The sequence below is a fragment of the Ruegeria sp. YTSC004 genome (assembly GCF_059609805.1).
Genome location: NZ_JBXWMJ010000001.1, coordinates 185,628 through 197,127 on the forward strand (window position 1 = coordinate 185,628; position 11,500 = coordinate 197,127).

The following is an 11,500-nucleotide window of genomic DNA, read 5'->3' on the forward strand; positions in this document are numbered from 1 at the left end:
AGCCCCCCGTTTGCGAGAGGTGTCACATGTTTCAATCCTTTGCAGTCACTGCGCGTCCGGAACAGGGACCGCCCAGGCTGGCCGCTTTGCGATCCCAGATGGCACAGGATGGGTTGGACGGTTTTCTGATCCCACGCGCAGATGCGCATCAGGGCGAGTATGTGGCCCCACGCGATGAACGTCTGGCATGGCTGACGGGTTTCACCGGGTCGGCCGGTTTCTGCGCAGTGCTGTCCGATATTGCCGGCGTTTTCATCGATGGCCGGTATCGCACGCAGGTCAAGGCTCAGGTTGCGGCGGATTTCACGCCTGTGCCCTGGCCTGAAACCAGTTTGGGCGTGTGGCTTAAAGAACAGCTGCCCAACGGCGGCAAGGTTGGTTTTGATCCTTGGCTGCATGCAGCAGGGCAGATTACCAGTCTGAAGAAAGAGTTGAACGCAAGCGGCGTCGAACTTGTTCGTAGCGACAATCTGGTGGACAGGGTGTGGTCGGATCAACCGGACGCCCCGATGAACCCGGTCAAGGCGCACCCGATTGAGTTTGCAGGGGAAACAGCCACAAGCAAAATTGCGCGGGTGGCGGAGGATCTAAAACAGAACGGGTGTGATGCGGCCATCATTACATTGCCGGATTCGATCATGTGGCTGCTTAACATTCGTGGATCAGATATCGGGTATAACCCGGTAGCGCATGGGTTTGCCATTCTACACGTCGATGGTCGGGTTGATCTGTTCATGTCGGCGCAAAAACTGGCCGGGGTGTTAGATCACCTTGTCGAGCAAGTTCAGGTTCACGACCCTCGGTTTTTTCTGGATGCGGCCGCGGATTTGGGCGGCGCGGTTCAAGTCGATTTGGGAACCCTGCCGCAGGCAGTTGCGGATGTGCTGGGTGACAAAATGATGGATGCAGGTGATCCCTGTGCCCTGCCCAAAGCTCGCAAGAACGCCGCCGAAATCGCAGGCAGCGCCGAGGCGCATCTTCGTGACGCGGTTGCTGTTATTGAAACCCTGTGCTGGTTGGACGCACAGACCCCGGGCACAGTGGCGGAAACGCAGGTGGTCACGCAGCTTGAGGAAAACCGCCGCCGGGATAACGCGCTACAGGATATCTCGTTCGACACGATTGCGGGCACCGGTCCCAACGGCGCGATCATGCATTACCGGGTGACCGAAGAAACCGACAGCCGGCTGGAGAATGGTCACTTGTTGGTTTTGGATAGCGGAGGTCAGTATCTGGATGGCACAACCGACATCACCCGCACCATTGCAATCGGAGAAGTGGGCGTTGAGGAAAAAGCCTGCTTTACCCGCGTGCTGAAAGGGATGATCGATCTGTCCATGCTGCGCTGGCCCGCCGGGCTGGCCGGACGAGACATTGAATGCATCGCACGCGCCCCCTTGTGGGCAGCGGGGCAGGATTTCAATCACGGGGTCGGCCACGGGGTCGGCGCATACCTGAGCGTCCACGAAGGGCCGCAGCGCTTGTCGAAGGTCAGCCATGTTCCGCTTGAGCCGGGGATGATCCTGTCAAACGAGCCGGGATATTACCGCGAAGGCGCATTCGGCATTCGCATCGAGAACCTTGTTGTGGTTCAAGATGCCCCTTCCTTGCCCACGGCGGACACCGAGCGTGCGATGCTGAACTGGCGGACGCTCACATACGTTCCAATTGACCGGCGGCTGATTGTAGTCGATATGCTTACGACAGAAGAACGCGCGTGGCTTAACGCATACCACCGCGACGTTGCGGAAAAAGTTCGTCCAAGGCTGGGCGACAACGCTCAACTGTGGTTGGATGCCGCAAGTGCGCCGATCTGACACTGGACTGTCACATAAACCGGGCAGAGGAGTGATCCGTACTAAAGACGAGGGAAGAAGCAGAGATGACAGACATAACGATCCGCAAAGCAGCTGGTAAATGGAGCGTTCGTTCCGGGGGCGCCGTTCTCGGAGAGAGCATGAATGCGCTGGAGCTGCTGGAAGGTGATCTGGAGCCGGTGATCTATTTCCCTCGCGCCGATATCGGAATGGCATTTCTGGACCGTACAGAAAAAGTTACGCACTGCCCGCACAAAGGCGATGCGACGCATTTCTCAATTGTCAATAAATCATCCGTGACCGAAAACGCAGCGTGGAGCTATGAGGACCCGGTCGCCGCAATGGCCGAGATCAAGGGTTATGTCGCGTTTTACCGCGTCGATTCCGTTAAGGTCGAACAGATTTAAATCCCTCAGATGGCCTCTCTGACCCGCTCGGTCGCGGCCATGTCGTGACGCACACGCCCATAGGCCTGTGCCATGGATGCCAGTGATCTTAGGTGGGCTGCTGCCGTTCGTACGCGACCAAGAAATCCCTGGCCGGGCCTCCCTGGCATGGCCAGAATTTCGAACCCATTGCAAAATTTATCGTTTTTGGCATCGTGACAAAAAATATCTGTGAATTTTTTTGGATACGACTAACCGGCAAATTTCACGATAACATGCAAGCATATAGTCTTCGCAGGTAGCTCAACAGCGCGCTCGCAACTGACAAGGCTTGATCACGATCCAATCACGGGGCTGTTGCATGCATTTGAGGCATCAAGCGTGCACAATGCCACCAAACACCGCCCAGAGGATGCCATGTCACTTACCCGTCGCAGTTTCGCTGGATCATTGGGGGCCGCGCTCTTGTTGCCTAGCGCGTTGTCCGCGCAACAAGACCCCGTGCTTGATGCTGTGCGTTCCACACTGTTTGGAAGCAACGCAGAGTTTGAGCAAGGCATGGCCTTTCTCGTACAACGCGGCAACCCGGATGTGGTGCCTGCTTTGCTGACCGGTATGCGATACGCCAGACGTCGCAGCAGCGACATCGTGAAAGTCATGCAGACCCTGACTGGTGAGAATACCGGTCAAGACTGGTTTGAGTGGATGCTCTGGCAGGAAAAGAACCCGCAAATCGTGCCACACCCCTCGCTCATCCCGTTCAAGCGCGAGGTTCTTTTGGGAATTGATACGAATTTCGATGACTTCCTGAAACCAAAGTATTTGCAGCGCGACAAGATGAAGATCCGGCTTGAAGAGATCGCGTGGGGTGGTGTGAACAAGGACGGTATCCCATCGCTGGACAATCCGGCTCTGATCCCTGCCGCGCGTGCAGATTACCTTAAGGACGATGACCTGGTCTTTGGCGTTTCGATCAACGGGGACGAACGAGCTTACCCGCTGCGGATCATGGGCTGGCATGAAATGTTCAACGAGGTGATTGGCGGAGTTCCGGTGGCCTTAGCCTACTGTACACTGTGCGGATCCGGAATTCTGTTTGAAACGCAAGTGCCGGGTCGCAGCAAACCCCTGATCTTCGGCTCATCGGGGTTTCTGTACAGATCGAACAAACTGATGTTCGATCGTCAGACGCATTCCCTGTGGAACCAATACACCGGCAAGCCAGTCGTCGGCGCGCTTGTCGGCAGCGGTATCGAATTGAAACAACGCCCGGTGGTCATCACCACATGGCAAAGCTGGAAAACATCTCACCCCAAGACGAAGGTCCTTTCAATGAACACCGGTCACCGGCGGAATTATGGATCGGGTGTCGTGTATCGGGAGTATTTCGCTTCGTCCGAATTGATGTTTCCGGCGCTGGTCGATCAGTCCAGTCACAGACAGAAAGATTATGTTTTTGCCATCCGGCAATTTGGCGCGGCGCGAGCATGGCCCCTGGACGCGTTCGGCAAGAGCCGAGTAATCAACGACGCCATCGCCAACCGGCCGCTGGTGCTTATCGGAAACGACGAAAAGCGCGCAGTGCGCGCCTATGAACGCGCATCCCACAAGTTCGCTGCGTCTGGCGGCGATTTGGTGGACGAAACGGGTCAGAAGTGGACCATGACCGAAGAGGCGCTGGTTGGACCGGGAGGCGCGGAGTTGCCCCGGGTCGCAGGCCATATTTCGTACTGGTTTGCTTGGGACAACTACCTGGGCGATACCGCGACCGTGTATAAACGCTAAGAGTGCTCTTCAGCCGCAGTGGCAGCCAAGGCGCGGTTATACGCCTTCAGTGCATCGACGTGGTAAAGCGCTCCGACCGGGTTTTCACTACCATCCTCTTCGACAATCACCACCGGAATACAGGGGATGTCATCCCTGTCGAAATAGGGCATCGCTGCCTCTAGTGTAGCGCTAGCCTGAACACAAAGCCCCTGTTCGATCAATTCGACCGCCTGTTCTTTCGTGATCGAGCGCGGGTCGCCCAAGGGGCGCATGACTGCCCCGGTCCGCAGCATCGCCAGCAGATAGGCTTGCGGGCCGGCGGCCAGATGCACGTTGCGACGTTCCAGCTGGGTCAAGAAGAAGGACCGATCCACAAGACGCGAGGCCAGCGCTGTCGACATCGACACCGAAACCATCACAGCCAGGCCGATTTGCCAATCTCCGGTCAGTTCAAAGACGATCATCGTTGTCGAAATCGGCGCGCCCAGAACCGCGGCAGCAACGGCCCCCATTCCGGCAAAGGCATAAAGCGTATGCGTGCCCGACACATCCGGCAGCAGCCCGGTTGCGATCAGGCCAAAGGCCAGCCCGGTCAACGCCCCAATCATCAGCGATGGGGAAAACACCCCGCCGCCCATACGCCCGCCCATGGTGATCGCCACGGCAACCGTCTTGATCACCGCAAACAGGATGGCAAAACTCAGGGTCAGGTCACCTGCCAAAGCGCGGATCGTCGTTTCATACCCGACGCCGATGATATGCGGGAACCAGATCGCCAGCAGCCCCAGCATCGCACCTGAAACAGCTGGGCGCAGCCAGCCAGGCAAGGCAAGCCGGTTCTGGATATGGTTGCCGATATCTTCGGCAAAAAAGATCGACCGCATGAGCAGAAGCGAAACCAGGCCGCAGATCAGGCCAAGTAGCAGAAAGGCAGGCAGTTCCACGTAGAATTGCAGGGAACCGGGTGTATCCAGAACAAACTCGGTCACATCGCCATATTCCAGCCGGTTGATTACTGTCCCGGCAACCGAAGCAATCACGATTGGCGCAAATGCATGCACTGCAAAGTGACGCAGCACGACCTCAAGCGCGAACAGCGCACCTGCGATCGGTGAGTTAAAACTGGCCGAGACGGCGGCGGCGACAGCGCATCCCAACAGGTCGCGCCCGGTGATGCCATCAGCATGGATGCGGTTACTGACCCAGGTTGAGATCACACCAGCCATGTGCACGACCGGCCCCTCTCGGCCCGTGGACCCGCCTGTGCTGAGCGTGACGAGCGAGGCAAAGAAAGACGCGATACCCGCCTTGCTTTCCACGCGACCATCGGTCACCGCGGCCCCTTCGATGACGTCAGCGACGGATCGCACGCGTCCGTCGTCGGTGAACTTATTCAGGATCACGCCCACGATAAGCCCGCCGATGATGGGAATGATCAGGATCAGAAACCAAGGCAGCTTTTCCGCGTGGCTGTGCAAAAGCAAAATGTCATCCGTATCATAGACATAGGCCTGCAGCGACCGGATCGCCTTGCGAAATCCCAATGCCATGAAACCTGCCGCGATCCCGATCGCCAGCGCGATGAACCAGAATTGAATCTGGCTGGGCCCACGCCGCCGCATCACCCGCCAGGCGTCCTTTATCGCGGCCAGAGCCTGATTGAGCTGGTTGCGCAGAACGGTGCGGGTTGATTGGGTCATTTGCCCTCGGGGATCACGTCTTTCCCCTTAGTAAGCCACGGAGCGCCCTTATAAAAGTGGGATCGCGACGGATTGAACACAGGAAAGCGGCAGAATTACCTCAGGCCTGCAAAAGGGCTCGGGCCGCAGCGCGGGCCTCGTCCGTTATTGTGTCACCTGCGACCATACGGGCGATTTCATCCACGCGGTCGGGTTCGGCCAGCGGCACAACGGTCGACAGGGTATGCCCGTCGGTGACGTGTTTTTGAACCCGCCAGTGATGCGCCGCGCGGGCCGCCACCTGCGGAGAGTGGGTCACAACCAGCACCTGACCGCCATGCGCTAACGACGCAAGGCGCCGCCCGACAGCATCAGCGGTCGCGCCGCCGACACCTCGGTCGATTTCGTCGAAAATCATCGTGCGCGCGCTGTCATCACCGGCCAGACAGACCTTGAGCGCCAAAAGAAAACGACTGAGTTCACCGCCTGAGGCGATCTTGTTCAGCGGTCCCGAAGGCGCGCCGGGGTTGGTGGCAACCGTGAACGCCACAGCGTCAATCCCCTCGGGGCCCGGGTCTGCCACCGTGATTTCGGTTTGGAACACAGCGCGTTCCATCTTCAACGGGGCGAGTTCGGTCATCACGGCGGCATCGAGTTGCCCGGCGGCCTTTTGCCGCGCAGCACTCAGTTTGGCCGCTGCGTCGTCATAAGCCGCCTGTGCCGCGTCTACCGCCGCCCTCTGATCGGCCAGATCCGCATCGCCCGCGTCAAGCCGGTTCAGGCGGTCGCGCAAAGTGTCGGCGAAGGTGCCCAGATCATCTGGCACGACGTCATGTTTACGAGCCAGCGCACGAATAGCGAACAAGCGTTCTTCGGCCTGCTCCAACTCAGACGGGTTAAAGTCCAGTTTTTGCAGGCAGGCATCGACACCATCCTGCGCCTCACCCAACTCGATCAAGGCGCGTCCCAATGCGGCGATCGGCTCTTCCAATTGGCCGCCCGCACTATCCGACACCCCTTCGAGCCAGCGCACGGCGTCAGCCATCGCCCCCTCGGCCCCGTCCCCACCCAGCAGAGCGAAGGCACGGGCAACGTCATCGCGGATACGCTCGGCCCCCTGCATCATGCGACGACGGGCGTCGAGCTCGGCGTCCTCGCCCGGCTGCGGGTCCAGCTGATCCAGTTCGGATACCGAATGCCGCAAGAATTCCTCTTCTGCACGCATGGCTGCTAGGGCCGATTCCGTCTGCGCAAGAGCTTTGCGCGCACGTGACATCTCGGACCATGCTGACCGCACCTTTACTAGATAGGATTCTGCTCCGGCGTAATCATCCAGCATTGCCCGGTGACCTCGCGGGTTCAACAGGCCGCGATCATCGTGTTGGCCATGCAGTTCGATCAGGGTCTCGGACAATGCCCGCAGCACCTCGCCCGAACAACGACGATCATTGACCCACGCGGTCTTACGCCCCTCGGCCGTATTCACCCGCCGCAGGATCAGCTCTTCTCCGTCGGGCAGGCCCGCTTCGGCCAGAATTGCATGTGCGGCGTGATCTTCGTTCAATTCGAACTCGGCCACGACTTCACCCTGAGCGGCGCCCTGACGGACCAGTTCTGCCCGACCACGCCAGCCCAGAACAAATCCCAGCGAATCCAGAAGAATCGACTTGCCCGCACCGGTTTCACCGGTCAACGCATTCAGGCCCGGCTGAAACGTCAGTTCCAGCCGATCGATGATCAGCATGTCACGGATATCGAGGGCGCGCAGCATCGGGTCTTAGCGTCCCACCCCATTGGCCATGGCGATTACAACCACTCACCTTTGACAGTCTGACGGTAGATCGTGCTGAGCCAGTTGTTGCCACGGCTCTTGAGATCCAATCCGCGTGACGTCAGCAGCGAATAGCCCGCATCGTACCATTCGGACGACTGATAGTTGTACCCCAGAATGGCCCCCGCCGACTGTGCCTCATCCACAAGACCCAGTGCCAGATAGGCTTCAATCAAGCGGTACAGAGCTTCGGCGGTGTGAGATGTGGTCTGGAAGTCTTCAACCACCACACGGAACCGGTTGATGGCTGCAGTATAATGGTCCTGGCGCAGATAATAGCGTCCAATTTCCATCTCTTTGCCAGCCAGGTGGTCAAAGGCCAGATCGAATTTCAGCACCGCAGAGGTCGCGTATTCGCTATCCGGGTAGACCTCGATCACGGTGCGCAGCGATTGCAACGCCTGAAAAGTCAGGCCCTGATCGCGCCCGACCTCGTCAATCTGGTCATAATAGCTGAGCGCCAGAAGATATTGGGCATAAGCCGCATCTTCGTCCGTCGGGTAAAAGTCGATGTACCGTTGTGCGGCGCCTCGGCTTTCTTCGTAGTTTTTGTCCGAGTGGTATGAGAATGCCTGCATGATCAGCGCACGCTTGGCCCAATCGGAATACGGATACAGACGTTCAACTTCTGAAAAATACCACGCCGCATCATCCGAACGATTCTGCGACAGCTCATATTCGCCGCGCGTGAATATCTGTTCAGGAGTGAACCCTTCCAGGTTCTGATTGCGGTCTGCGCCTTTTCCAGCGCATGCCGTCAAAACTGCTGTCAGAAGAATCGCGCTTGCGAACCTGACTGCCGCTTTGGTGCCAACCATTCCGCCTATCCTTGTCGTATTACTTGACGGGGTTAAGCCCCGATTTAGGCCAAGGTCTAGCACATAAAATTCCGGTGCAAAACGCCTTATGCGCCCGTTCGCAGAATTGTCGGAAGAGTTGATCCAATCAAGCGACTTCCGGGATTTCGTCCCGGACCAGGCCCTGCCCCGGAAGGCGGGCTGCCTGTTCAGGCGTGCACAGGATCGGACGGACCGCACCCGGCGTCTCGAACAGCTTGCGCAGCAGAGTATTGGTCATTGAATGGCCGGATTTGTCACCGGTAAAGTGACCAAAGATCGGACCGCCTGCCAAATACAGGTCACCAAGGGCATCCAGCATCTTGTGGCGCACGGCCTCGTCCGCGCGGCGGAAACCACCCGGCGTAAGGACTTCGTCACCCTGAACAACGACGGCATTTTCCAGCGTGCCGCCCAAAGCCAGCCCGTTTTCGCGCATCGCCTCAACATCAGTACGGCGGCAGAACGTCCGGCAGTCACACAGCTCACGTGCGAACGAACCGTTGCGCATATCCAAGGTCTTGGTCTGGTTGCCAATGGCACCGTCTTCGAAGTCGATATGAAAGTCGATGATCAGACCGTTTGCAGGCGCAATCGAAGCGCTAGCACCTTCGCGCACAGCGGTCACCGGCTTAAGAACCTCATAGGCCAGAACCGGGCTGGCTTGGCGACGCACGCCCTTCGCCATGATACCGCGAACGAAATCAATCGAAGACCCATCCATGATCGGAACTTCGGGACCATCAATCTCGATCAGCGCGTTATGTATTCCGCAACCGGCCAACGCGGCCATGATGTGCTCGACCGTGGACACAGACACACCCGCGTCGTTGATCAGGCGGGTGCACAGCGGGGTGCGCTCGACCACATCATAGATCGCAGGGACAAGGGCATTGCCCAGCTCAATATCCGTCCGTTTGAACCAGATGCCGTGACCGGCGGCTGCCGGTTTCAGGACCATCGTCGCAGGCTTACCGCTATGCAGTCCGACGCCTGTAAACGTGACCGGAGATTTGAGCGTATGTTGCAAGGTGAACCTCGAAGAGTGGTGTCCGGCCTCGGTTGGCCGTGTTGGACACTCAGTTAAGGAAGGCGGCGTCAAGGCTCAACTCACTCTTTGCAACCGAATGAAACATGTATGTGACAGATCGGCAAATCCCTGCTTACACCCCATTAAGCATCTGTAAAACAAAAGAAAAGGGCCGCCATTTGGCGACCCTCTGCATTCATTTTGTTACCGCGATCAGTTGGCCTGGCGCCGCAAAAAGGCGGGAATTTCGATCCGGTCCTGTTCGGGATCGATCTCATCCCTTGCAGGTGCCGTAGCGTCAGATTGGCGCATAACGGGCTGCTGGCGCGGTGGTTGCGCCGGAGTATCTGCCGCGTGACCGGTCATCCGATCGATCAATCGGTTAAAGCCAAACCGGGGACGATCATGCGCTTCTTCCTGCGGCGCAGGGGTCGGCTGTGGGGTCGCAGGGCGAGCCATCGAAGGGCTCCGCTCGGACGGCGGAACGTTCTGGACTGCGGCCTGCAAGCGCTGCAGCGCCTCGGGCGACGGTGTTCCCGCTGCCGGTTGAGGCTGCGGCGCGACATAGTTTTCGGACGCAGGCTCAACCGGTTCGGGGGTCGGCTCGAATTCGGCAACGCGCGGCTGATAGGCCGGCGGAGGCAAACCATCATCATCCTGCCGGGCACGCGACTGGAACTGCGGCTGGGCAGGCTCTTCCGGCGCTTCAAACAGCGAGGGTTCGCGGATCATATCTTGCTGCGGCGCTTCCTCAGCGACTTGCGCAGCAACCGGGACCTCTTCCTGCACCGACTCTTCTGCCGAAACGGTGCGGGTCAGCGGTGCCGACATAGAGCGGCGCGCGACAGGGACATCTTCCTGCTTTTCACTGGCATCGATACCGGTCGCGACAACCGATACGCGCATGCCGCCTTCCATCACGGTATCCAGTGTCGAACCAACGATGATGTTCGCCTCGGGATCCACTTCTTCGCGGATGCGGTTGGCGGCTTCGTCCAGTTCGAACAGGGTCAGGTCGTGCGAGCCGGTGATGTTGATCAGAACGCCCTTGGCACCCTTGAGGCTGATTTCGTCCAGCAGCGGGTTGGCGATCGCCTTCTCGGCGGCCTGAACCGCGCGATCTTCGCCGGTGGCCTCGCCGGTTCCCATCATCGCTTTGCCCATCTCATCCATCACGGCGCGAACATCTGCAAAGTCGAGGTTGATCAGGCCCGGACGGACCATCAGATCGGTCACGCCTTTGACGCCCTGATAGAGAACATCGTCCGCCATCGAGAACGCCTCGGTAAAGGTGGTCTTTTCGTTGGCCAGACGGAACAGGTTCTGGTTCGGGATGATGATCAGAGTGTCGACGACCTTTTGCAGCATCTCAACGCCGTCTTCGGCCTGACGCATCCGCTTGGCACCCTCAAACTGGAAGGGCTTGGTCACAACACCAACAGTCAGAACGCCCAATTCCCGTGCAGCTTGCGCGATGATCGGGGCCGCGCCTGTACCGGTGCCACCGCCCATTCCGGCGGTGATAAAGCACATATGCGCGCCGGCCAGGTGATCAACGATCTGTTCAATGCTTTCTTCGGCTGCTGCCGCACCCACGGTCGGACGGGCCCCTGCCCCCAGACCTTCGGTGACTTTCACGCCCAGTTGAACCCGTGCCGAGGACTGGCTTTGTTGCAGTGCCTGCGCATCGGTGTTGGCGACCACAAAATCGACGCCGTCCAGCTGTTTCTCAATCATGTTGTTGACAGCGTTTCCGCCTGCACCACCAACGCCAAATACTGTGATCCGAGGCTTCAGTTCGTCGTGCCCGGGCATCGAAAGATTCAATGTCATGCTCTGTCCGCCTGTTTTTTTGTTCCCGCCAAAGCGGTGTTTTTCTTACCTATCCACTAACAATCCTACCGTTTGAAACGGCAAACGTCACGCCAAAAATCGCGCAATTCCACAAAATATGGAGGAAATAAGGCGCTGACCGGCAGTATTTCGCAAATACCGCCAGATGTTGCGTAAAGAACTCAATGTAGCACAAAACAGGCGATTTGCGCGCGGCACTCAACCGACGCATCACCAAAGGGACTCATAAACTGTCAAACTGCGGAAAACTGCTCAGGTCCTGCCGCGGGCCTCTGTCGGGCCTTGTGGATATCTTGCGGG

At 58.4% G+C, this 11,500-nt stretch carries 9 protein-coding genes; 3 read left to right on the forward strand and 6 right to left on the reverse strand.

The annotated features are described in order from the left end of the window. Window positions 1-26 precede the first annotated feature (26 nt). Together AC2FFP_RS00925 and AC2FFP_RS00930 are read left to right on the forward strand one after the other, a co-directional pair. Window positions 27-1,817 (forward strand): aminopeptidase P family protein, encoded by a 1,791-nt coding sequence (locus tag AC2FFP_RS00925; RefSeq protein ID WP_496767976.1) that lies wholly within the window; start codon window positions 27-29, stop codon window positions 1,815-1,817. Between the two features lie 65 nt (window positions 1,818-1,882). Beyond that, complete coding sequence (locus AC2FFP_RS00930; RefSeq protein WP_058274347.1) at window positions 1,883-2,224, forward strand: DUF427 domain-containing protein; 342 nt, start codon at window positions 1,883-1,885, stop codon at window positions 2,222-2,224. 5 nt (window positions 2,225-2,229) lie between these two features. Here AC2FFP_RS00930 and AC2FFP_RS00935 read toward each other — a convergent pair whose 3' ends face one another. After that, window positions 2,230-2,373, reverse strand: a complete 144-nt coding sequence (locus tag AC2FFP_RS00935) for a hypothetical protein (protein WP_496767974.1) — start codon at window positions 2,371-2,373, stop codon at window positions 2,230-2,232. Window positions 2,374-2,620: 247 nt separating this feature from the next. Here AC2FFP_RS00935 and AC2FFP_RS00940 point away from each other — a divergent pair, with 247 nt between their 5' ends. Further along, entirely contained in the window at window positions 2,621-3,988 is a 1,368-nt protein-coding gene (locus tag AC2FFP_RS00940) for a DUF3179 domain-containing protein (protein ID WP_496767972.1), read from the forward strand. Here the strand turns inward: AC2FFP_RS00940 and AC2FFP_RS00945 are convergent. The 5 genes from AC2FFP_RS00945 to ftsZ form a co-directional block, all read right to left on the reverse strand. Further along, window positions 3,985-5,670: a chloride channel protein gene (locus tag AC2FFP_RS00945; protein ID WP_496767970.1), complete on the reverse strand. Its 1,686-nt coding sequence runs from the start codon at window positions 5,668-5,670 to the stop codon at window positions 3,985-3,987. The genes AC2FFP_RS00940 and AC2FFP_RS00945 overlap by 4 nt on opposite strands. Before the next feature lie 100 nt (window positions 5,671-5,770). After that, complete coding sequence (gene recN, locus AC2FFP_RS00950; protein ID WP_496724416.1) at window positions 5,771-7,420, reverse strand: DNA repair protein RecN; 1,650 nt, start codon at window positions 7,418-7,420, stop codon at window positions 5,771-5,773. 35 nt (window positions 7,421-7,455) lie between these two features. Beyond that, complete coding sequence (locus tag AC2FFP_RS00955; RefSeq protein ID WP_496724414.1) at window positions 7,456-8,298, reverse strand: outer membrane protein assembly factor BamD; 843 nt, start codon at window positions 8,296-8,298, stop codon at window positions 7,456-7,458. A gap of 127 nt (window positions 8,299-8,425) precedes the next feature. Beyond that, window positions 8,426-9,346: a UDP-3-O-acyl-N-acetylglucosamine deacetylase gene (lpxC, locus tag AC2FFP_RS00960; RefSeq protein ID WP_496724412.1), complete on the reverse strand. Its 921-nt coding sequence runs from the start codon at window positions 9,344-9,346 to the stop codon at window positions 8,426-8,428. Window positions 9,347-9,559: 213 nt separating this feature from the next. Next, window positions 9,560-11,179 carry a cell division protein FtsZ gene (gene ftsZ / locus AC2FFP_RS00965; protein WP_496880624.1) on the reverse strand — a complete coding sequence of 540 codons (1,620 nt, stop codon included), beginning with the start codon at window positions 11,177-11,179 and terminating at the stop codon, window positions 9,560-9,562. Window positions 11,180-11,500: the final 321 nt, after the last annotated feature.